Origin of the sequence: Pseudoalteromonas sp. c7(2019) (genome assembly GCF_011378625.1) — a bacterium.
GTDB lineage: Bacteria > Pseudomonadota > Gammaproteobacteria > Enterobacterales > Alteromonadaceae > Pseudoalteromonas > Pseudoalteromonas arctica.
The window spans coordinates 148,144-171,185 of sequence record NZ_WTKS01000011.1 but is presented as its reverse complement, the minus strand read 5'-3'; the positions used below and the strand labels follow the sequence as shown (position 1 = coordinate 171,185).

Genomic DNA, 23,042 nt, shown 5'->3' with positions numbered 1-23,042 from the left:
GTGGTCGTACTGTAGGTGCTGGTGTTGTAGCAACTATCGTAGCGTAATTATTAACTTTAAAGTTAATTGTTAGAAAAAGGTCACTCAGGTGGCCTTTTTTAATGCCTGAAGAAAAGTGATTTGCTCCTAGGTATAGCATTATTGCCATAGCTTGGGTTGAGTTTTACGAAACCTGAGGGAAAGTTCTTTGTGGTATTATTTGCCAAATAAGGCGGCTTTGGGCATCCTAAAAAAGCTTTTAGAGTAAAGCTGTGTCAATAAAATAAAAAGGAATTAATTTGGACTCTTTTTTTAACTACCTTGAAAAAATAGATAAAAGATATCCTGCCTGGGACTTATCACTGTTTTTTATATTAATTTATTTACCAATATTACAGAGGGTTTATATGGAATTAAGTATTGTAGAAATAGTGACTTGCTCTACAGCAATTGTCACTTTGTTTATTGCTATCCTTACTTGGCAAATTGCCAAAAACTCGCTAAAAGTAGCTAAAGAATCCAATAACTTTGCCAAATTTCAATTAACAGAAAGGCTTTCATTAAAACTTTATGAGTTGAAGGATCTTATAGATAAAGAAAATGGATCGAGACTTTGGACTGATTTTTTATCTAATGGAAGAATATCCAAAGAGTATGAAAATTTGCTTTATATAATTAAAGATAATGCCAGAGCCAATAATGTATTGAGTGAAAAGCAATCAAACGATTTAGTTAATATATATGAATTTTTTATAGATAAGCCAAATAAAAAAATAGAGCTAGGAGAAGGAAAGCTAAATCCTAAAGATATCTTAAGAGAATATAAAGAAGAGAGAAAGAAAGAGGAACCTAATGATGAAGAAGCAGAACATGCACATAATATTATATACGATATTATAAATAACACTTTAATAAAGCTAAAGCTGCCATAGCATTAGTCATATAAACACGGCCAAGACCGCGTTTATAATATTAGGTGTATTAGGTCATTTTGCTTACAGCTAAAATTTTAGTGCTTTTTCGCATACTCTTCAGCTTGTTTTAAAACTCTTAATAAATTACCGCTAAGAATCTTTTTAATATCTTTGTCGCTGTAATCTCTGTCCATTAAACCTTGAACAAGATTAGGATAGCTAGATACATCTTTTAAACCGATAGGTAATGAATCGCCAACTCCATCATAATCAGAGCCAATACCTACATAATCAATACCAATTAGCTCAACTACGTGATCAATATGGTCAAGTACTTGCTCAAGGCTTGCAAATGGGTATGGGTTTTTAGCGCGGTACGCAGCATCAAAATCTTTGCTTAATTTAGTGCCGTCTTTTTTAACGGACTCTTTTGTGCTTTTTAACTGCTTGCCCCAACTGCCTGCTTTAGCGGTAACAAAGCTTGAGCCAAAGTTAATTTGAATAACGCCGCCATTTTCTTTAAGTGCCAATAGCATATCGTCATTCATATTACGCTCAAAGCCAGGCGTGTATTTACGAAGTGATGAATGTGAGGCAATTACGGGTGTTTTAGATAGATCCATAACCTGATAAAACGCATCATCAGAAATATGCGATACATCGATTAGCATACCAATATTATTCATTTCAGTGACAAGATCTTTACCAAATGGGCTTAAGCCTTTCCATTTACGGCGTATATCGTAAGACGAATCCGAAATATGGTTGCTTTGCGAGTGCGCTAGCGTGATGTAGCGAATACCACGGTCGTAAAAGTGCTGAAGGTTTTTCATATCCCCTTCAATAGGAGAGCCGTTTTCCATACCCATCGCTATAGACAGCTTGCCTTGTTTAAATTGCTCTTCTATATCAGTACTTGAGCTAGCAATAGCAAACTTATCAGGTGCGCGCTGGGCTATGGCTTCCATACTATCAATCATTTGATTGGCTAGCTGGTAGCTTTTTCCTTTACCTTCAAATTCCAAATGCGCAGGAATATAAATTGACATAAACGGTGCGTTTAAACCGCCTTTTACAGCGCGAGGGTAGTCAAAATCGCCATCAGTTGTTGCTTTAGTTACATCAACCCAATTTTCGTGAATTCGATAAGGTACGTCGATATGGGTATCAATTAAAATGGTGTCTTTAGCGAGTTTAATTGCCTTGTCAGATGCTGTTATTGTTTGTTCTGCTTGGGCTTGGCTAGTTAAAGCTAGTGATATGGCTACCACTAGAGTGCTGAGTTTTATCATGTTTTGGCTCTTTGGGTAAAAAGCCATTGTGTACGTTCAATTCAAAAGTTACAAGTACTACACCTTAATCAAACGCCTCTGCTTGATGCTCTTCACTTTGCAGCGCTTTAAATTCGCCCTTAGAAATAATAGTAACTGACTCATGTAATTCAGAGAAAAACACCATCGCTTCACCATTTTTAAGCTGTAGCTTAACTTGGTTAACTTTAGATTCGATGCTTGCTTCTACTTCGCCATAATCGGTGCCTTCGCGCAGTACATAGCTTTCTATTAGGTTGTATAGTGTATCTTTATCGAGTTGTTCAAAAGGGATAATCATAATTGCTCTTTGTTTGCGTTGCCTAAAACATGTTGCCCAAAATAGCATGGCACGGCTTTCTCTAACCAAAATATAGGCTTAAACGGATTTTTACCGCTAATAAAACCAACGTGTCCGCCTTTGTCAGAGATGCGCAGCGTAACATGCTCACTTACGTCTTGCCTACTTGGTACGGCCTTAATTGAGAGCATAGGGTCGTCTTTGGCATGAATAATAAGTGTAGGTATAGCGATATCTTTTAAGTACGGCATTGCACTGGCTTTGCGATAGTAATCATGTGCGTTTTCAAAACCATGCAGAGGGGCTGTTAACTGATTATCAAACTCTAATAAATCGTCAATTTTCATTAACTGTTTTGGTGTTAGTGAAATTTGCTGCTTAATTTGTGGCAGCTTTCGCTGCATTGATTTTTTCATGCGATCGAGCAGATATTTTTGGTAAATTTTACCTAAGCTTTTACGAATAACATCGCTTGATGACGACAAATCATAAGGAGCAGATACCACCGCTGCAGCACTTAGTGGGCATGCTTGTGATTGTTCACCTAAGTATTTGGCCAGTACGTTACCGCCTAACGAAAAACCTACAGCGACCATAGTGCGCTCAGGAAATTGCAGCTTTAAGTGATTTATAAAAAAGGCTAAATCGGCGGTGTCACCGCTGTGATAAGCGCGAGGTAGGCGATTGACTTCAGTTGAGCAATTTCTAAAGTGCATAAGCACAACTGCATAACCTTGCTTTTTTAACGCCTTCATCATGCCTTTGGCATAAAAGCTATTTATATTGCCCTCAAGGCCATGTAAAACAACGGCAAGTGGAGCGGTTTCGTTATGTGGAAGTGACCATGCGAGCTCAATAAAGTCACCATCAGGTGTATCAAGTTGCTCAAGTTCGTAGCGAGTGTGGTGAAATGGGCGGAAAAAACGCGGCATTATGGTTTGAACGTGACGATTGGTCATCCACCATGCTGGTTTGAACTGAGAGATCATGTTTGTACTACGCACTTTGTATTAAACGAAAAGCTAGTGTACCAAATTTTTCGCTTCAGAAAATAAAAAGCGCCTAACTAGTAAACTAATAAGGCGCTTTAGTGCGTCGTGCTTAATTTTGTTCGGGGATTTCTGCATCATGTATTTTTTTCAAAAAGAAAAAAGCAAAAAATATACACAAAGAAACAACGATGGTTAAAAACCCAAAAGACATAAATAAAACTGGATCTGTAAAAAAGTCTCTAAAGAATACGTTCATGAGTTGTTCCCCTCGTTGTTGATGGGTTAATCATAGGTGGTGTTTGCAGGTCGCAACGTGATCGAGATCAAGTTATTTACATAAGCAGATATAGGGGTGAAGCTAAGTTGATCTCGATCATGCTTTAAGGGCTACTAAGTTATTACCACTGAGAGCTAAGAGAGTTTTTCACTTTACCTAAAAGCGTAGCGCTTTAAACTTTTTTGAGTAAACCACTTAAAGATTTTTTGCACAAAGAGAAAAGAATGAGAAGTAAATGAGGGTAGAGCAACAAACTGCTCAATATTTATATCTAAGTAATTTAGTTTGTTTTCCTCTAAAAGCGAAGCGCCTCTTAACCTCTTTGTGAGTAAATTACTTAAAGGTCTTTGCGCAAAAAGAAGAAAAAGAGAAGAAAATTAGGGCAGGGTAATAAAATGCTGAGCTAAACAACCGCTCAATATTTATATTTTTACCTAAGTAATCTAGTTTGTTTTCCTCTAAAAGCGAAGCGCCTCTTAACCTCTTTGTGAATAAATTATTTAAAGGTTTTTTGCACAAAGAAAAGAGAATGAGCAGTGGAGGAGGGTATAAAAAGTAGCAGCCTAAGTGGCTTTCATATACAGCTCAATATTGTTTGGTTCTGCATGCTCGATTAATTCAAGCTCATTTACTGCTTCAATCAACATATGTTGCTGTTGTTTTTCAAGCTTTAGCTCAGTGCTTAGCAACTCTGCGCGTATTGTGGCGTAATCACTTATTGTATTTTGGTTAGCTTTTAAATAGCTACGGGCAGCGCGCAGAGGTTGTAATGCGTGAGTATCAAACTCACTAATTGCGTTTATTAACTCATTTAACTGTTGGGCATTAACGCTTAAATTTAATGAGTCTAAATAAAGCAGTAATAAGCATAAATTAACGTTTTTTCCTTGCTGGTTTTGTAGTGCCAGCAAGGTTGTTTGTTGCTCAGGCTTTGCGTACAAGGCGCACGCAAACTGCCAAAAATGGTCGCTATTGAGCAAGTTCATCGGCGAATGCCTGCTCTTTTTCTTCCATTTCTTCAAGTGCCATAAGTAACTCTTCTTCAACGTCGTTAAGTTTAGGTGTAAGCGTTGCTTGCTTGGCTAATAACTCTTTAAGCTTAGCTTTGTTGTCGTCGTTGTAGAGTTCGTTATCACCTAAGGTCACTTCAACTTCACTTAATTCAGCGGTGAATTTATCGAGTTGCTTTTCAAGCTTTTCAATTTGCTTTTTAAGTGGCTGAGTGGCTTTTCTAAATTCAGCCTCTAAACGCTTTTGCTCCTTACGGTTAACGCCTGGGTTTGCTTTAGGCTCGTCGGTTTGCTGCGCTTTAACCGCTTCTTTATTCGCGTTAAGTAACCATTGGTAATATGCATCTAGGTCGTAGCCAAACTGGGTCACTTTGCCGTCATCTACTAAGTAAAACTCATCGGCAGTATTTTTAAGCATGTGGCGATCGTGCGATACGGTAACCATAGCGCCTTCAAAGCCTTGTAGTGCCATAACAAGTGCATGGCGCATTTCTAAATCAAGGTGGTTAGTTGGCTCATCGAGAAGCAGTAGGTTTGGCTTTTGATATACCAACATGGCAAGCACTAAACGTGCTTTTTCGCCGCCTGAAAATGGGGCTACAGGCTCAAGTGCTTTATCGCCAATAAAGGCAAAACCACCTAAAAAGTCACGTAGTGATTGCTCAGTGGCTTTTGGGTCTAGTCGTTGTATGTGCATTATTGCACTGGCTTTTAAATCAAGAGATTCCAGCTGATGCTGCGCAAAGTAACCAATATTTAATCCGTGATGCTGAATAACTTCGCCCGCTTGCGGCTCTAAATCACCAGAAAGCAGTTTAATTAACGTTGATTTACCCGCGCCATTTCGACCAAGTAAAGCAATTCGGCTACCTGGTACAAGGTTTAGCTCTATATTATTTAAAATAGTGACGTCACCATAACCCGCTTTGGCTTTATCTATTGTCATTAGTGGGTTTGGTAATGCTTTTGGCTCTGCAAACTCAAAGTTAAATGGCGAGTCGGCATGTGCTGGCGCTAGTTTTTCCATGCGTTCAAGTGCTTTTACACGGCTTTGTGCTTGTTTAGCTTTACTGGCTTTTGCTTTAAAGCGCGTTATAAACTGCTCAAGGTGCGCAATTTGATCTTGTTGCTTATCAAACATCGCTTGTTGTTGTAGCAAGCGCTCTGCTTTTTGGCGTTCAAACTGCGAGTAGTTACCTTTGTACACGTTGATAAGCTGCTTATCTACGTGCCAAATTTGATCAACCACCGCATCTAAAAACTCACGGTCATGTGATATAAGTACAAGGGTGCCGGTATAAGCACGTAAAAAACGCTCAAGCCAATAAACGGCATCTAAATCAAGGTGGTTTGTTGGCTCATCAAGAAGTAGTAAATCGGCGTCGCGTATTAATGCTTGGGCAAGGTTTAAACGCATACGCCAACCACCCGAAAACGAGCTTACAGGGTTTTCTATAAGGTTATTGGCAAAGCCTAAGCCGTGTAATAGCTCACCGGCGGTTGATTCAATGCTGTAGCCTTTAATGTTTTCAAGCTGAATATGTACTTTGGCTTGTGTGTCGCCATCGTTGTTTTTCTCGGCCTCACGCAGTGCTATGCGCATTGCGTAGTATTCTGGGTGGCCTTGAAGTACATAATCAATCGCGCTTATTTCAAGTGCAGGTGTCTCTTGCTTAACAGAGGCAATAGACCAATCTTTTGGAATGCTGCAGTTACCGGCATCTAGTTGCAGTTCTGATTTTAGTAAACCAAATAGCGTTGATTTTCCACAGCCATTAGCGCCAACAAGGCCTACTTTGTGCTCTGGGAATAACGTAGCTGATGCGTTTTTTAATAAGGCTTTACCGCCACGAAGTAGTTCTATTTCTGAGATTTGGATCATGAATGCGTTACTTTGCTGTGCCCTTGTTAAGTTGGCGCTATCATAACATAGAACTTAATGCTCTTATCAAGCGTATCAACAAGTGAAGTTATACGATAAAATAGCGGCAGTTCAAACCACAGGAAAAATGTTGTGAGACAAAAGAAGCGATTTATTGCTGGTGCATCGTGCCCTGACTGCAAAGCCATGGATACTATGATGCTATACAGAGAACATGATGTTGAAAAAGTAGAGTGTGTTGAGTGTGGTCATAAAATGGCGCAACCCGATAACGCTGTTCAGGCGTCTACTCGCCAATTTGAACAAGTAATTGGTGTATTTAAACCGGGCGACTAACCCGGTTTTTTATTGCCTAATTTTTACCGGTTTTAGTAATGCGGTGGAGGCGGCTCAGGTGCTTCAGACATCATAGACGATGATGACTGCGACTCTTTAATCTTCTCTGCTAGCAGCTCAGTTTGGCGTTTCATTTTTGCTAACAGTTGCTGGTGCACTTTTATTTCATCATTTAAGACTTCAATCGTCTCATCTTGAAAAGCCACTTTGGCTTCAAGTTCCATTAAGCGATGTTCAATTGTGTTCATTATTCTCTCGTATAATAAATCGCTCTGCGATACCGCTGGAGCTTTCGGTTAACAACGACTTACCGTTATCTGTAAATGTCACATCTAGCACCACCGCCGATTTAGGCTTACTGCCTTCGCGCGGGGTAACCTGCCAAGTTTGAATTTTTTCACCGCTTGGTATTTGCCACAAATCAACGCGCTTATTTGGCGAGCCGGTTGCAAGCAAAGTGCCTTGTTCGTTAAAACGCACAGCAGTAAAAATTTTCTGACGCGCAATATACTTCAGTTTACTCACAAGATCACCTGTAGTCAGCTTCCATACATTTGCTTGTGCCATACTGTCGGCCGTAAACGCATAGCGACCTTGTGGATCGAGCGTCACTTGGGTAACACGCGTTGGGTGATTAAAACGATGAATTACTTGCCCTGTACGTGTATCCCAAAAGTAAGCAACATAATCGTTAGAACCACTTAAGGCGTAGCGTCCGTTAGGTGATAGGTCAACGGTGTTAACTTTATCTTGATGACCTAAAAACTCAATACGACGTCCGGTTTCTAGGTTTACAAATACGACAACGCCGTCGCTACGGCCGTATAAAACACTACGGCCTTGATTGCTAATAGCAATATCGCGAATACTGGCTTTTTGTATTTTGTAATAACCTTTATTTTTGCCTGTGGCTATATCCCACACAGCAAACGTGTTTTTTTCGGCGGTAACAGCCACGCTGTTATCAAAAGCAATAGCAACGGCGTATACCAAACTGTCTTGATCTTGCTGCTGAAACCATTGGTATTTTAGTACCTGCTGTTGATTATCCCACAGGGCGACCCCATGGTTGATAGAGGAGATCAAACTGTATTTACCATCGTTTGAAAGTGTTGATGAAAACGCACCTTGTGCAGCATGTTCGTAACTTGCTACAGCGTGTTGTTTTTTATCGGTACAGGCGATGGCTAAAAAACAGCTAAATACGATTAAAAAAGTACGAAATATCGACATATTACAGGTATTTCCCCTTAACTCTTAGTGACTGAGAGGTTAGACTAGGACGCGTTAAATGCCTAGGTTGTTTGTCTAATCACTGGATATGTTTTTAGTTTAGCTAACAATGTGGAATTTAGTCATTAAACAAGCAGCCTATCATGTGGGCCGTTAATCTTTAACTAGTAATAATACATTAAAATGACAACTGCAAAGTGTGTCGGAGATTTAAAATGAAAAAGACGATTAGATTGTCATTGATTGCAGCGTCAGTTTTAGCGCTTACAGCTTGTAATCAAGAAGCAAAAAAAGAACAAGCTGAAGTTAAATTAGACACTGTAGAACAGCAACAAGCATACGGTATTGGTGCATCTGTAGGTAACTTTTTAAATAAAGACTTAGCAGACAAAACAGAAATTGGTATTGAACTAGACCAAGCACTTCTAATCCGTGGTTTTGAAGATGCACTTGCTGGTAATGCAAAAATTGACGAAGAAAAAATTCGCGAAGTATTAACTGCACTAGATACATCAGTACGTACTAAGCAAGAAGAAAAAGCAAAAGTAGAGTCTGAAAAAAGCAAAGAAGCGGGTGTTAAATACCTAGCTGACAACGCTAAAAAAGAAGGCGTTACAGTAACTGAGTCTGGCCTACAGTACGAAGTACTTAGCGAAGGCGATGGCGAAAAGCCAGTAGCAACTGATGTAGTTAAAGTACACTACAAAGGTACTTTATTAGACGGTACTGAGTTTGATAGCTCATATGCACGTAACGAACCTACAACTTTCCCTCTTAACCGCGTAATTGCTGGTTGGACTGAAGGTTTACAACTTATGTCAGTGGGTTCTAAGTACAAGTTCACTATTCCTTCAGAACTTGCTTACGGCGACCGTGACTTAGGTAAGATTCCAGCTAATTCAACACTTGTATTTGAAGTTGAATTACTTGAAATTCAAAATGAAGAAGCACCAGCACAATAATAAGTTTATTGTGTAAATGCAAAAAGGGACCTTAGGTCCCTTTTTTAATATGCGTAAATAACATATTAGTTTGCGTGATTAGAAAACAAGTTATCAATAAGCTCATCTTCAAGTGCAAAGCGTGCTTCTAATGCCTCACCAATAACAGACAAGTCATCATCAAAACCCTTTAACAAGTCTTCTTTGTCTACTTCAGCGTACTTATCATTAAAATCTAACGCTATGTCGGTTGTACTAGAAATACGCGGGTAAATAGAGTTTGCAAGCTCTTGGCTCTGTAAGCCCTTTTTTTCACATGCTTTTGCTATATCGTCATACACTTCAAAATGGCCTGCAGATAGGTAATCCATTAAAAGTTGGCAAAATGATTCAATTAGTTTTGGCTCTGGCAATGCTTGATCTTGTTTTTCGTACGGCGTAAAACCTGCAATTTTGCAATAAAGTACAATAAGGTCTTGGCGTTCGTTTAGCCATTTATCAATTACTGTGTGGCTACCACCCCATTTTTGTTGAGCTTTTTCTACACGCGTCAGCATAACTGTTCTCCTAGCTGGGTTGGTCTTTCAATTAGAATATAATAAGTTTATGTACATCAAGATATATTTAATTTGCGCGTATATCAACAAGTAAAGTTGAGCTACTTTGAGGGGTGTACCTTTTTATATAATCTAAGGCGAGGGATTTTATTTTAGGCAAGAAAAAACCACCAGTTACGGTGGTCTAATTTCTTTCAGTGACTTGTTATAACAAGCTTTCTTATTTTTATGAGATGATTTTTATTGTTATTATTTTAAAACATTTATTTTTATTGTTTTAAGATTTTTATTATTGTTTTTGTTAACGCGGGACAAACAATAACAAGGTTTTTGTAATGTTGCAAACATATTAATAAAAAGTTTTAAATGTTATTCTTTTTTGCTTGTTTTATAGTCAAAATGGATTAAAGCACGCCATTATATTGATCTGCCTCTAGGTAAAGCTGTTTTCGTCCCTAAGCAATAGAGGGTCGGAGAATATGGTGGTACAATCTTGCACAATTTATACAAGTCTTAGGATCATTTACGCCATGAGCGAATTAAAAAACGACCGTTATTTACGTGCACTTGCAAAACAACCTGTTGATGTAACTCCGGTATGGATGATGCGCCAAGCAGGACGCTATTTACCAGAGTATCGCGCTACACGTGCACAAGCGGGCGATTTTATGAGCCTGTGCCGTAATGCTGAGCTTGCATGTGAAGTAACACTGCAGCCACTACGTCGCTACCCGTTAGATGCCGCTATATTATTTAGTGATATTTTAACGATTCCAGATGCGATGGGTTTAGGTCTTTACTTTGAAACTGGCGAAGGCCCTAAGTTTGAACGTCCTATTTCATCACTTGCTGATGTTAAAAAAATTCCAAAGTTAGACCCTACAGACGAGCTTGGCTACGTAATGAACGCAGTAAGCACTATTCGTCGTGAACTTAAAGGTGAAGTACCACTCATTGGTTTCTCTGGTTCACCGTGGACCCTCGCAACTTATATGGTTGAAGGTGGTAGCAGCAAAGTATTTGGTAAAATCAAAAAAATGGCGTTTGCAGAGCCGCAAACACTTCATTTATTACTCGATAAGTTAGCTGATTCAGTTATCGATTACTTAAATGCTCAAATTAAAGCTGGCGCGCAATCGCTAATGGTATTTGACTCGTGGGGTGGTGTATTAAGCCCGCGCGATTACAACGAATTTTCACTGCAATATATGCATAAAATTGTAGATGGCTTAATTCGTGAATACGATGGTCGTAAAGTACCGGTTACTTTGTTCACTAAAAATGGTGGTCAATGGATTGAAGCTATTGCAGCAACTGGTTGTGATGCAATTGGTCTTGATTGGACTATTAATATTAGCGACGCTAAGCGCCGTGTGGGTGATAAAGTAGCTCTACAAGGTAATATGGACCCATCTATGTTACACGGTACACCAGAACGTATTCGCCAAGAAGTAGGCACTATTTTAGAAGACTTCGGTACAGGCAATGGCCACGTGTTTAACTTAGGCCACGGTATTACGCCAGATGTAGACCCTGAAAATGCTGGTGTATTCATTAATGCAGTACATGAGCTAAGTGCTAAGTACCATAAGTAATAGCTACTTAAATAAGCTTTAAAACTGTTTAAAAGTAAAAAACCCGCTAAGTTGCGGGTTTTTTGTTATCTATTTATAAAGGCTTTTAAAACTTCTTAATTAAGCCGTTATTTAAATAAGCGATTTAAACCATTTAATGCCGCAACACGGTAGGCTTCAGCCATGGTTGGGTAGTTAAATGTGGTATTTACAAAGTAGTCGATATTATTGCCACCATTTTTTTGTTCCATAATAGCTTGGCCAATGTGAACAATTTCAGATGCACGCTCGCCAAAACAATGTACGCCAAGTACTTCTTTGGTTTCAGTGTGGAATAATATTTTTAAACTACCTACTTCAGTACCCGCAATTTGCGCACGTGCCAAATGCTTAAACTGAGCACGGCCAACTTCATATGGTACTTTAGCGGCTGTAAGTTCTTGCTCTGTTTTACCGACTGAGCTCATTTCTGGGATGGTATAAATACCGGCCGGAATATCAACAATCAGTCTGTCGTCACAGTTACCACACGCAATTGCATCAGCAGCTATACGACCTTGGTCAAACGCAGCACTAGCAAGGCTTGGATAGCCAATTACATCACCTACGGCGTAAACGTTGTCAATTTCTGTTTGGTATGTTTCGTTAACTTTTAATTGGCCACGGCTATCGGCTTTTAAACCAATGGCTTCAAGGTTTAATGTATCTGTATTACCAGTACGGCCATTAGCAAATAAAATACAGTCAGCTTTTACGCGTTTGCCTGATTTTAAATGCATAATAACGCAGTCGTCACGCGTTTCTATTCGGTCAAACTCTTCGTTATGACGAATAACAATACCGCTGTTCCAAAAGTGATAGCTAAGCGCGTCAGATATTTCAGCATCCATAAAAGCAAGTAGTCGGTCGCGTGTATTAACTAAATCAACTTTAGCGCCTAAACCTTTAAATATAGAAGCGTACTCACAACCAATTACACCAGCGCCGTATATAAGTACGCGGTGAGGGTCGTGTTTAAGACCTAAAATAGTGTCGCTTTCGTAAATACGAGAATGCGTAAAATCTACCTCTGGTGGGCGATAAGGGCGCGAACCCGTTGCTATAACAATCGTTTTAGCAGTCAGTCGCTCAGTTGAACCATCATTTCTTTTTACTTCAATCGTGTGCTTATCTACAAAGCTCGCATCACCTTGAAACATATGAATGCGGTTACGATCGTAAAAGCTACTACGTAAATTAGATTGCTTAGAAATAACAGAACTTGCGTGACGTAAAATATCAGGAAATGTTAAGCGGCTAGGGCGCTCACCAACATTAAATAACGGATTTGCTTTGTATTCAATATAGCGGCTAACAGAGTGGCGAAGCGCTTTTGAAGGAATTGTTCCCCAATGTACACAACCGCCACCAACTGATTCTTGGCGTTCAATAACCGCTACTTTTTTGTCGTTTTTTGAAAGGTTCATGGCGGTACCTTCACCGCCAGGACCCGTGCCAATAATTATTGCATCATATTGGTATGTCACGGGTACTTTTTTTTGTTCTGGTTGTTTGGCCACAGCCACTCCTAAATTAATTAAAAGAGGCTTTTAATAACCTCGCATTAAGTGCTAGCCATGCCTGTTTTTGATTTTCCCAGGCGGCTTCCAACTCATGGTATTGTGCCATTAATGCTGAGCGTTCACACTGCTTTGCCATGTTATTTTTTTTAACTTCTAACACTTGTTTTTGTAGTGAACAATAATTTTGCAGTTTTTTCAGCAGTAAATCGTACTCTTGTTGTAATAATGTAATCTTATCTTGTGCTAAAGGCAATTTTGCAAGACGCGTTTGCGTTTTGCTCATTAGCGTTTCGGCCTTTGCTTTTTCGATACGTTCAACAGGTGTACGCTTTAGTTTATTGGCTAAACCAACAGCGGCTAAAGAGCGGATCATCCATTTTGTTGGATCGTAATGAAACCATTTAATACCGTTACGGTAGTCGCTTGCAAAAATATGGTGGAAGTTGTGATACCCCTCACCGTATGTAAATAACGCTAAAAAACCGTTATCGCGTGCCGTATTTTTTTCGGTGTATGGGCGAGAGCCCCAAATATGTGCAACCGAATTTATAAAAAAGGTAAAGTGTTGGCTTAGTACTAAGCGTAGTAAACCTGCAAGAATTAACATACCCCACACATCACCAACTAATAAACCAAGTGCAAGAGGCAAACCTACGTTCATAGCAAGTGCTAGTTTCAAGTAGTGCTTATGTTGCCACATAACGACTTTATTTCGTTGTAAATCACGACAATTACTATAGTCGTTGTAGCTATCGCCTTGGTAGTCACGTAACATCCAGCCGATATGGCTATACCAAAAACCATTGGTAGCCGCGTAAGGGTCTTTTATTGGGTCGTCAACTTGACCGTGATGTATACGGTGATCGCTACTCCAATGCAAAGCACTGTTTTGTAGTGCAAAAGCACCGCCAAGCGCAAAAATAAATTCAACAGCAGGGTGTGCGTTATAGGTTTTATGTGCCCATAATCGATGGTAGCCGGCAGTAATTGATAAGCCTGCATAAAACATGCAGCCAACAAAAGCAATCCAATGCGCGCTGGTAAATCCGTAGCTAATGGCGTACCAAGGTACAAGTGTGGCAGCCGCCAAAAAGGTTAGGCTAAAAAATAGGACGTTTGTCCAAATAATCGGTGGTTTATTCATAATTCTCAATCTCAGCGTACAACTGTAAGCTAAAATAGTATTTCAAACTCTCGTCGTCAAGTATTAGACTGTACAATTGAGCTAATATCACTAAATATTCATATAAAATAATTCAGGGAGCTGTTGATGTCGGGTGTTAGAGCGCAACAGAAACAAAAAACACGACAGGCGTTAATTCAAGCGGCATTTAATCAGCTGAGTGCTGATCATAGTTTTTCGAATTTAAGTTTACGCGAAGTGGCACGAGAAGCTGGTATTGCCCCAACTTCTTTTTATCGTCATTTTAAAGACATGGATGAGCTAGGTTTAACCATGGTAGACGAAGCGGGCTTAACTCTTCGCCAACTAATGCGTCAAGCACGCAGACGAATAGCAAACGATGGCGGCAGTGTTATAAATACCTCAGTGGTTACTTTTATGGAGTTTATTGATAACTCAAGTAACCAATTTAGGTTGTTGCTGCGAGAACGATCTGGGACTTCTAAAGCATTTAGAGCCGCTGTAGCCCGCGAGGTAAAGCATTTTATTTTAGAGTTGGCTCACTATCTAGAAAGCGAAACTAAGTGCAACGCTATGCATGCCTATATTCAGGCGGAATCTATGGTAACGCTCGTATTTAATGCGGGTGCAGAAGCGCTCGATATAGAAGGATTGCAACGCGACGAATTGATTGAGCGCGTTATTTGGCAGCTGCGTTATATTACTCGTGGAGCCGGACATTACGTAAGAGAAAACACTGAACAAAGTTAGCAAATTTAAAAATTCATTGTAGATTTTTTGTGCCTATTTCTTTATATTAACGCACTATAATAACGGCATACCTTTTAGCCGTAACTAAATAATAAATAAGTCTCTTATTAAGAGAAAGCGAGGATGCAAATGCTCACCAAGGATCCGGTGAACTTAAATTACCCCCCACTATTTGAACAACCACATAATGAGCCTGAAAATTCAGAGCCTGTGGTTACATTCTCTTATTTAAGTCGTGCTCAGCTTTGCAAACTTCCTAAAGTGTTGCAAAGGCAACTGCAAGACAACCTGTTTGGTGCGCTAGATAAACACCAAGCTGCGCGATTACGCGACGACACTCGGTGCCAATATTGGGCTAAAGACAAAGAGTGGAAAAAGGTACCATATTCTCTGTTTAAGCAAGCTAGTACACGCCTAGCTGTTTACCCAAAACAAACTCAAGCACCAACAAAGTACTCGGGCGCGGTTAATAATGGTTCAATTACATCATCGCAAACAGCGTTGCAAAACAATACTTTTATAAATAACACAGTAATGACGCCAAGCACTTCTGCATTTATAAACAGCCAATCAGCTGCGCAAAATAGTCCGCAATTTATAAATCAGCAAAGTTATAACCAAAAACCTAAAAAAGCAGCGCAACCTATACAACAGCATGCGCCCGCTGTACGTATTTATAAGCCAGAGCTAAACAGCACAATGCTACTAAAAGCGTCTCACACTGTTAGGCAAAATTTTACAACCCATGTACTTAGCGCCGCCGAAACCGTAGAGCAACTCGCACAGCAATATACCGGCTATAAAAATGCCAATTTAATTTACGATTACAACTTAGGCTATAGCGAGCGAAAACCTGCTAAAGCAGGCACAAGCTTAACAGTACCCAGTGGTTGGAAACTCAATATAGAAGGCTCATGCAGTAACAGTCGCAGTGTAGTTATTCAGTGGCAAGGGCCAACAAGTGGTCAAATAACACTACAACTAGAAAAAAAACGCCCAGACGAAGTCTCGTTTTGGCAGCACTACGCTGAGGTAAAACCGGGTCTTTATAATGTTACGGTAACGGCCAGTGGCGCAACCGACACCACCACATTTACTGTTGAACAACCCACTTTAGCCTACGAAATAGAACTACTCGACGAAGCTGGCGAACCACAAGCTAATATGGGCTACAAAATACGCCTACGCAACGGCCACATTATTACCGGGCAACTTGATCAAAACGGTTATGCCAACGTATCAGGCCCCGACTTTGAAAACGCTAAAGTCAGCTTTTTTGAACTCGACAGCGAAGATTGGTCTGTAGGCAAAGTTTAAGGATACACAATGACCCAACAACACACTGTAGCTCAAGGTGAAACGCTATTGCGCATAGCAAAGCAATACGGCTACCAAACATCTAAAGCGCTTTACAACCACCCAAGCAATGCAGAGTTTAAAGCCCTACGCCCAGACCCAAACTTAATTTACCCGGGCGATAAAATTACGATTCCGCCTAAAAAAGAAAAGTTTATACCGCTGCGCACCAACAGTATTAACAGCTTTGTTGTACAAAACGAAAAAGAGTACTTTCGTCTGCAAGTATCGTACGACGACGGCGATGACGTAGTCGGTAAACGCGTAGTACTTAATATTGGTAACCAAACAATAGATACCGTATTGCAAAGTGATGGGCTTATCGAAGTAGAGCTTAATAGTAACGACGCCCTAACCGGCACAGTCGATTTATACCTAAATGAAGGCGATACCACACCAACTAAAAGCTTTAACGTGCAAATAGGCAATCTAGATCCAATAGACACGCTTTCAGGTGTGCAAGGCCGGTGCAATATGCTTGGGTTTGATTGTGGTACGGTTGATGGTGTTATGGGTAAAAAAACTCGCATTGGTGTAAAGGAATTTCAGTACGAGCACGATCTCGACATAGACGGCATACCAGGCCCTAAAACCAAAGCAAAACTACAACAAGTATTTGGGAGTTAGTATGAGTGCCTCGCACAGTATGGCAATGGTAGTAAATAACATAAACCCGTTAACTCTGGTTAAGCCTGCTTTTGTATTTATGTATCAGGTTGATCCAAATACGCCAAAGTACGATAAAGAGCAGCTTATACTTATAAATAAACAACATAGCTGGCAACAGGTACAGTCTATAGCCAGTGTAAGGCTCGATTCTACCTGGGTAAAAATAAAATTTACTGATATCCCTCAAAGTGGCAATTTTGATTTAATGCAAGACCCAAATGATGGTCAGCCAGCTTATTATATTTTCGACAATGTCCCATTCAGTGAGCTTCACGACCAAACGCCAGAAACCGTTTTAATGGCAGAAATAGTAGAAGAGTAAGTGCAAGCACTTTATTTTAATAACACAAGTTTTAATGAATGCGCTTATTTCTATTACTTCGTAAATAAGTGCATGTAGTAAAAGGATAGTTTTAATGACATTTTTAAAAAATCACAGCATGCTTTGCGCTCTCAGCGTTTGTTTTAGCTTACTGCTAAGCGGTTGCTCAGAGCCCTCATCGCAAAGTTCACCACAAGCAGAGGTTGATGTTGCTAAATACCCATGGGCTAAAGAGCACAAAAACCACCCAGAGTGGCCACTCGAAATACGCGAAGAGGTGTACGGAGATGCAGATACATTTTCAACCCCGCGGTTAATGTTTTGGAATAAATATAAAGGCAGTGAAGTGCGCACACTGTGGTCATCACGGTTAGATGGTTCAGACAGGCGCCGTATTATTCCAGAAGAGGTATTTCAAAAGCTTGAATCTATTAGTATACATGCACCAGCACGCTCACCAGATAACCGCTATATCGCTATTTCGGGCTATATAAATGACCGAGCGACTCGCCAGTTATACGATACTAAAGAGAAAAAGCTAATCACCATGTCAAGCGGTGGCGGCTACCCGTGGTTTAATTGGACCTCAGACAGTGAAAACGTCATTTTTTACTCAGATGGCAAAAACTTTAATTACCATGTACCTACAGGGGAACTCACCTCTCGACCGCAAATTCACCACAGTGGCGCTGCTTTTTTACTGCCTGGTGATAAAGAGTTTTTAGCGGTAAAGCACGATGGCTTTTGGATACATAAGTTTAATGGTGAAGTAGTGCGTAAAGTGAACTTTGGTTTTCCGAGAGCATGGGAAATGAAAAACCACCGTATTTCACCAGACGGCAAGTATTTAGCGTTTATGACGTATGGTAGAGAAGATTTTCACTTCCACTGGGTGAATATTGCAAACCCTGAAATAGAGCACTCAGAAAAAGGGGAGGGTGGTGGAGTGATATTTTCATTGGACGAAAATGTCACGCTTAAATTTGGTTTTAACCCGATGGGCGAGGTTGATGAGCTTGGTAGACCTGTTACTTATAGCATTATCACTAGAGCCAATATTTTAACGAGAGAGAAACGTATTACGCGTACTAAAGAAATGAATATTTGGGGCCTTAACGTTTTAGCACCTATCGCTATTACCAACCAAAAAGCACAGAGTAACTAATTATGCATGATATTAGCAAAGGATCTGCAAGCCCATTGGTTTATTTACTAACTGGATATGTTAAACATAATAAACCGATTGGCAAATTAACGCCGGTAGCAAACCGAATTGTTATTGCTGAACAGCCAAAGTCAGCCACTTATAATACAAAAAAGCCTATTGTGTTAAAAACGAATAAAGCCGGTATTTTATCGACAATAAATAGTGACTCATTAGAAGTACGTCAGCCGTTTCATGCCTACATGGCTAATAATCAACGGCCTATTATTATTCCGCCAATGGAGTCCATTGGCCTCATTGCCAATAATAACCCTAGAGGATGGGCTAAAGAATTTGTTGATAATTTAAAAAATTACAGTAGCTCAAATACACCGTTATTAGAGTTACAAACAATCCCTATTACCAATTTAAAACAGCCTACAGAAAATAGCGAAGACGACACTTACAATAAGTGGTATGAAAGGGAAATAATTCAAAAAAACGTAAAGAGTATTCAAGCGTATGTGTTGGCAAAAACGAGGGCTGTTGTATTAAGTATTAACCCAAACATCCCGCTTCTTTCTCCGGGTGAAAATATTGTTTTGTCGTCGCCTATAGGTAGAGATATACCAGCTACTTTCGTCACTGAAACTAACTTAGCGGTGATAACCGGTACTAACAAGATACTACCCAAAGGGTTGTATAGAGTAAAAATAAGGCTTCAGCGGAATACCTATGAGGCCAATATTGCAAGCTGGTGTACTAAATCTATTAAATTTGACGGCACACATTATTACTATGAACTTGCCGAAATGATCCACTTTGATATAAAAAATGAGGCAGGTGAGTTTGATGTAATTAACTGCGATCCGCTTTCGGTTGAAGAGGCAATAATAAAGCAATTTCCTCGCTTTTATAGCCACTTAATAAGTTATGCAAAAGATTTAAAAACCGAGCATGCTACCTATGACCCTAAAAATATTAGTGTTAAAGATGAAAACGGTAAAGAAATTGGCCGCGCTAAAGTTAGTGATGAACCAATAAAAATAGCCAGCGGCTTTGAGAGCTTTTGCCATGGATGGGCGGTGGCTAAAGGCCGTGCACAATTAGCCGCAGGGTTAATAAATACCGATATAACAGCCAGTGCCAGTAACGGTAATTTTACCACTAATGGTAAGTTTGTTTTAGGGAGTAAAATTGCTAAAGCAATACATACTCATTTAAACGAAACAGAAGATAAAACTATTCAAGCAACGCTAGATTCCGTGTTTGCTATGCAAGATGGGCAGGATGCTTGGAAAAAGCTACGTGAAGCTCGCGCAGCCTTTACAACCGATGCTTGGCGGCAAGCACTTGCAGAAAATTTGTGGCGCTTACCAGCTAACACTCCAGCAGCAATGGAAAGCTATAATAAAAGTTTAGGTAAAAAGCTCGGCATTCCTAAGGTGGCAATGGATGCAGCAGGTAATGCACTCAATATAGCTGACTTAACCACAAATATTGCAGCACTTGGGCAAACTACGTTGCAGCAATTTGGTACAAATATCCCTAATTTAGCGCAAGCTAAACGGCACTATAAAACGGTTGCTAACGATTACTTTGAGCATTTAAGTGCCAAAGAAATTGTAAAAGATGTCGTAATTGAAGGAACGTTTTCGCTTAATAGCGAGCAAGTAACCGATGATTACCGCAATACTATTTTGCAGCAAAGCGAGGCCGTTATAAAAGCGCTTAAGCAAAATGAGAACCTTAAAGTAACCGTGGCAGGCCACACCTGCGATATAGGTAATTACGATTATAATATTGCGTTATCTGAGCGACGAGCAGAGGCTGTTAAGCACATTTTAGTGACCCAAGCAGGCATTGATGAAGCGCGTATTGAAGTGCTTGGGCTGGGTTATGCTCAACCACTTATAAATAATAAAGATGAGGCAAGCCGAGCACAAAACCGCCGTGTACATATTGCGGCGTATGCTATTAGCCAAATAAATGTTTGCCCATCTCGTGAAGGTATGGACAGTTTAGAGCGCTTTCGTAATTTAACCGTAGCCAATGATATAAAAGTAGATGAAACAGGCGACGATATGGCGTGGCAAATGATTAACATTGCTCTGGGTGTTATGGCATTTATCCCAATAACAGCTCCCATTGCCGCGGCAGTGGCGGTAATAAAAGCGGGTGGCGCTATTGCTACGTCGGCTGCGAATTTAATGGATGAAGCACTCCTCGATAACGCCTGTAAACAATTCTACGCAGAAATTCAGCGAGATAAACGCCTAGGCCAGGAGTGTGCAGCTAATCAAGGTATGATGCATGAGCTATTAAGTGAATATAATAAAGACGGAAAAACGCAGCAAAGTACACAATGGGCAGCTCAATTTAGGCTGCGCTCAGAGGCAATATCGGGCCTTATGGGATTGCTACTAAGGGCTCAGCGTGAAGGTGATAAAAGCCAATATTATTCAAATTTAGAACGCTATAAAGTAAAACAATACATAGAAAACTTTTTATTAGGTGATAGCTGGGCACTGCCTAATTTGCCCGGTGCATCAATTAGGATGGATACATTTTGGGTATTTTTAATTGATAGCATTACCAATCAAAAGCAAAGTAAAAATGGTGATAAAAAAGCACTTTACGGCTTTAGTGATAACTACAGCTTGCTAGATAAAGCGACACGTAAAGCCGTAGTTACAGATCCTGAAAACACGCTTTATTTGCAATCGCAATCTAACCCGTATGGTTTTTATATGATGACGGTGCCGACAGTAGCGCGTGAGCATAATTATATTACGGCTGAATTTCAAAATTACTTCCCCATTCACACATTTGCTACGCAAGAAAAAGAAGGCAATAAATACCTCGAAAGCTTTGCAAACACATTTGAACCAGTATTTTCTGACTATGGTGAGGCGAGCTATCATCACAGCGCTATATATTATCAAGACCAGACTTCAAAAAAATGGTTGCCAATTATTGCCAATAAACTAAAGCGGCTAACGCCATTCACCCCGATTCGTGTTCTCGTTGTGTTTAACGATACGATGACCGGTATTGCCCCTATTACCTTGAAAGTAACGCGCTGTGATGGCGTAAATAACGAGCTTGCTTATAAAGAGCTAGTAAGGCCGCTTGTAGAGTCTGAGCTATTAAATAATGAAAAGCACTTTGCCGGAAAGTTTGGTTGTGTATTTACACCATTTTTTCAGTTGGGGCCAAAAACGTATTTAGGTACCAAGCCTATGGTGCACGAAGAAGCTTTTTACTCGATTATAAACGACTCTGCAGTTGAATATTATCAAGATGACAATTTCTCTGATATGCGTTATTTCATTGGTGCGCAAGTTGGCAGTAGCCGTGAAGTTGTATTGCCACTAATGGGGGAGCGTAAAGATAATAGTGATGAGATGATTTTTGAGTCTGACACTGCTGAGGTCCTCTATGCCTTAGGCATAAAAAATAAGTTTGTGGCGAATGAGTTTTATGTTGATTTAAATACAAAGCGTAACGGTGGTAATGAAGAGTCACTATTAATAAAAGATTTTTTAACGAGTAGTAGCTCAAGCTTTGTATATCCAGAGCTTTTTGCTGGGGAAAAAAGCATTAGAATTTTGGTGCGCTTTGGTGGTGAGGGTGAACCTTATTTAATAACCAGTAAAATACAAAGGCAAGGGCAATTTATTCGTTTATTTGAGAGTGAATTTGCTGCCGCACAAAGTTTAGGGTTTAAAGTACGCCAGTTTGGCGATGACATAATATTTGATGACTTTGATTGGAATACCCAAGTCGATATTATGGTTGTAGCCACCTGTACAGAGCTAGAGTCTGATAATTATACAAAAAAACTCATTGGTTTAGATTGGCGTAGTGTGCCATGTGATTTAATACTGCAGCAAACTATTGGTATTAATGATCAAGGCCCGAAGTATAAGTCAAAACTTTGCTATTTAGGCAAAGCTACACGTAATGCAAATAAAGGTTATAAAACAGAGCGTATTTTAAATAAAATGGTGGATACGTGGCATGACGATGACTATCAATTTGAGGATAAGTGGTATGACAACCAGTGCCAAATTGATGAGCAGGTAGGCCCAGAGTATGAAGAGTTAATTGAATTATTGAATAACGCAGGCCCTTATAACGAAAAAGGTAAACAGGCTCGAGCGCTGCTTAATTGGCATAATAAAGACGCTGAAGCATTTGCCGGTGAAGAGCAGGTTTTTGTTTTTGCGGCAAATTTTAGTTTGAAATATGAGTCGCCAAAGCGTGTTGAAGTAAACGGCTTAAGGCCTTTTGGAGACATATTTACAAGCCAATTTAGTGATATGTTTACTGACAAAGAGGACAGGCAATATACGATGGAGCTAGGTATTGCTAGCTTTAACTCGGCGGGAAATTCGGGCTTTAATTTTAATGATATCGGTTCGATGACTGATAAAATTAGCAACCATGGCTTGCAGTTAAAGTTACCACTACCGAACCCTACAAATAGCAATTTACCTTGGGGTAAAACATTACCAGAAGCTGATTTAAAAGAATTAGCCGCTGAGCTAAATAGCGATCATTCAACCCCATCACAAAAAGACCTATATAAGCGCTTGTCAGAGGAAGGGTTGACTGAAGATGAAGTGAAACAGTGGTTTGTTGAAGATGCTACAAAGAAGAAAGTAAGGCCGCTAGGAGCTTTTAAAAGCGAATAAATTTATTCGTAATTTAAGTAGTCACCACTAACATAACTGAGCGCAACAGCGCAATTATAGCAAGAATAAAAAGCTCATGAATATGAGCT

The 23,042-nt window shown here is 39.8% G+C and carries 20 protein-coding genes; 10 read left to right on the top strand and 10 right to left on the bottom strand.

Going from position 1 to position 23,042, the window contains the following annotated elements:
* The first annotated feature begins 278 nt into the window (after positions 1-278).
* Positions 279-911, top strand: coding sequence for a hypothetical protein (locus GQR38_RS13780; RefSeq protein WP_165723058.1), 633 nt, complete (start codon positions 279-281; stop codon positions 909-911).
* Positions 912-988: 77 nt separating this feature from the next.
* Here GQR38_RS13780 and GQR38_RS13775 read toward each other — a convergent pair whose 3' ends face one another.
* The 5 genes from GQR38_RS13775 to GQR38_RS13755 form a co-directional block, all read right to left on the bottom strand.
* Positions 989-2,185, bottom strand: a complete 1,197-nt coding sequence (locus tag GQR38_RS13775; RefSeq protein ID WP_165723057.1) for a dipeptidase — start codon at positions 2,183-2,185, stop codon at positions 989-991.
* Positions 2,186-2,249: 64 nt separating this feature from the next.
* The gene (locus GQR38_RS13770) at positions 2,250-2,504 is read right to left on the bottom strand and encodes a YheU family protein (protein ID WP_007582257.1); all 255 of its coding nucleotides are present in this window, start codon (positions 2,502-2,504) and stop codon (positions 2,250-2,252) included.
* Positions 2,501-3,493 (bottom strand): hydrolase, encoded by a 993-nt coding sequence (locus GQR38_RS13765; protein WP_007582255.1) that lies wholly within the window; start codon positions 3,491-3,493, stop codon positions 2,501-2,503. The genes GQR38_RS13770 and GQR38_RS13765 overlap by 4 nt, the downstream gene beginning before the upstream one ends.
* Before the next feature lie 843 nt (positions 3,494-4,336).
* Complete coding sequence (locus tag GQR38_RS13760; protein WP_165723056.1) at positions 4,337-4,759, bottom strand: TIGR02444 family protein; 423 nt, start codon at positions 4,757-4,759, stop codon at positions 4,337-4,339.
* Positions 4,743-6,665 carry an ATP-binding cassette domain-containing protein gene (locus GQR38_RS13755; protein WP_165723055.1) on the bottom strand — a complete coding sequence of 641 codons (1,923 nt, stop codon included), beginning with the start codon at positions 6,663-6,665 and terminating at the stop codon, positions 4,743-4,745. Before GQR38_RS13755 ends, GQR38_RS13760 begins: the two co-directional genes overlap by 17 nt.
* 132 nt (positions 6,666-6,797) lie before the next feature.
* On the opposite strand from GQR38_RS13755, the gene GQR38_RS13750 reads away from it, so the two are divergent.
* The gene (locus GQR38_RS13750; RefSeq protein WP_007378899.1) at positions 6,798-7,001 is read left to right on the top strand and encodes a YheV family putative zinc ribbon protein; all 204 of its coding nucleotides are present in this window, start codon (positions 6,798-6,800) and stop codon (positions 6,999-7,001) included.
* A 32-nt stretch (positions 7,002-7,033) separates the two neighbouring features.
* On the opposite strand, the gene GQR38_RS13745 is transcribed toward GQR38_RS13750, so the two are convergent.
* Positions 7,034-7,249 (bottom strand): SlyX family protein, encoded by a 216-nt coding sequence (locus GQR38_RS13745; RefSeq protein WP_007378900.1) that lies wholly within the window; start codon positions 7,247-7,249, stop codon positions 7,034-7,036.
* The gene (locus GQR38_RS13740; RefSeq protein ID WP_024589508.1) at positions 7,236-8,234 is read right to left on the bottom strand and encodes a hypothetical protein; all 999 of its coding nucleotides are present in this window, start codon (positions 8,232-8,234) and stop codon (positions 7,236-7,238) included. The genes GQR38_RS13745 and GQR38_RS13740 overlap by 14 nt, the downstream gene beginning before the upstream one ends.
* A gap of 215 nt (positions 8,235-8,449) precedes the next feature.
* Here GQR38_RS13740 and fkpA point away from each other — a divergent pair, with 215 nt between their 5' ends.
* Positions 8,450-9,196 carry an FKBP-type peptidyl-prolyl cis-trans isomerase gene (gene fkpA / locus GQR38_RS13735; RefSeq protein ID WP_165723054.1) on the top strand — a complete coding sequence of 249 codons (747 nt, stop codon included), beginning with the start codon at positions 8,450-8,452 and terminating at the stop codon, positions 9,194-9,196.
* A gap of 65 nt (positions 9,197-9,261) precedes the next feature.
* Here fkpA and GQR38_RS13730 read toward each other — a convergent pair whose 3' ends face one another.
* Entirely contained in the window at positions 9,262-9,732 is a 471-nt protein-coding gene (locus tag GQR38_RS13730; RefSeq protein WP_007582240.1) for an Rsd/AlgQ family anti-sigma factor, read from the bottom strand.
* Between the two features lie 530 nt (positions 9,733-10,262).
* Between GQR38_RS13730 and hemE the strand changes: the two genes are divergently transcribed.
* Positions 10,263-11,327, top strand: coding sequence for a uroporphyrinogen decarboxylase (gene hemE / locus GQR38_RS13725; protein ID WP_002961084.1), 1,065 nt, complete (start codon positions 10,263-10,265; stop codon positions 11,325-11,327).
* Positions 11,328-11,434: 107 nt separating this feature from the next.
* Here hemE and sthA read toward each other — a convergent pair whose 3' ends face one another.
* Positions 11,435-12,865: a Si-specific NAD(P)(+) transhydrogenase gene (sthA, locus tag GQR38_RS13720; protein WP_033040546.1), complete on the bottom strand. Its 1,431-nt coding sequence runs from the start codon at positions 12,863-12,865 to the stop codon at positions 11,435-11,437.
* A gap of 13 nt (positions 12,866-12,878) precedes the next feature.
* Positions 12,879-14,012 carry a fatty acid desaturase gene (locus GQR38_RS13715; protein ID WP_007582235.1) on the bottom strand — a complete coding sequence of 378 codons (1,134 nt, stop codon included), beginning with the start codon at positions 14,010-14,012 and terminating at the stop codon, positions 12,879-12,881.
* A 126-nt stretch (positions 14,013-14,138) separates the two neighbouring features.
* On the opposite strand from GQR38_RS13715, the gene fabR reads away from it, so the two are divergent.
* From fabR to GQR38_RS13685, 6 genes are all read left to right on the top strand, one after another.
* Positions 14,139-14,762: an HTH-type transcriptional repressor FabR gene (gene fabR / locus GQR38_RS13710; RefSeq protein WP_007582233.1), complete on the top strand. Its 624-nt coding sequence runs from the start codon at positions 14,139-14,141 to the stop codon at positions 14,760-14,762.
* Positions 14,763-14,891: 129 nt separating this feature from the next.
* The gene (locus GQR38_RS13705; protein WP_231388426.1) at positions 14,892-16,079 is read left to right on the top strand and encodes a hypothetical protein; all 1,188 of its coding nucleotides are present in this window, start codon (positions 14,892-14,894) and stop codon (positions 16,077-16,079) included.
* 9 nt (positions 16,080-16,088) lie between these two features.
* On the top strand, positions 16,089-16,745 hold the full coding sequence (locus tag GQR38_RS13700) for a peptidoglycan-binding protein (protein ID WP_024589511.1): 657 nt from the start codon (positions 16,089-16,091) through the stop codon (positions 16,743-16,745).
* Position 16,746: 1 nt separating this feature from the next.
* Positions 16,747-17,109: a hypothetical protein gene (locus tag GQR38_RS13695; protein ID WP_024589512.1), complete on the top strand. Its 363-nt coding sequence runs from the start codon at positions 16,747-16,749 to the stop codon at positions 17,107-17,109.
* Between the two features lie 94 nt (positions 17,110-17,203).
* Positions 17,204-18,274, top strand: coding sequence for a PD40 domain-containing protein (locus GQR38_RS13690; RefSeq protein WP_024589513.1), 1,071 nt, complete (start codon positions 17,204-17,206; stop codon positions 18,272-18,274).
* A gap of 2 nt (positions 18,275-18,276) precedes the next feature.
* Positions 18,277-22,953: an OmpA family protein gene (locus tag GQR38_RS13685; RefSeq protein WP_165723086.1), complete on the top strand. Its 4,677-nt coding sequence runs from the start codon at positions 18,277-18,279 to the stop codon at positions 22,951-22,953.
* The last annotated feature ends 89 nt before the right edge of the window (positions 22,954-23,042 follow it).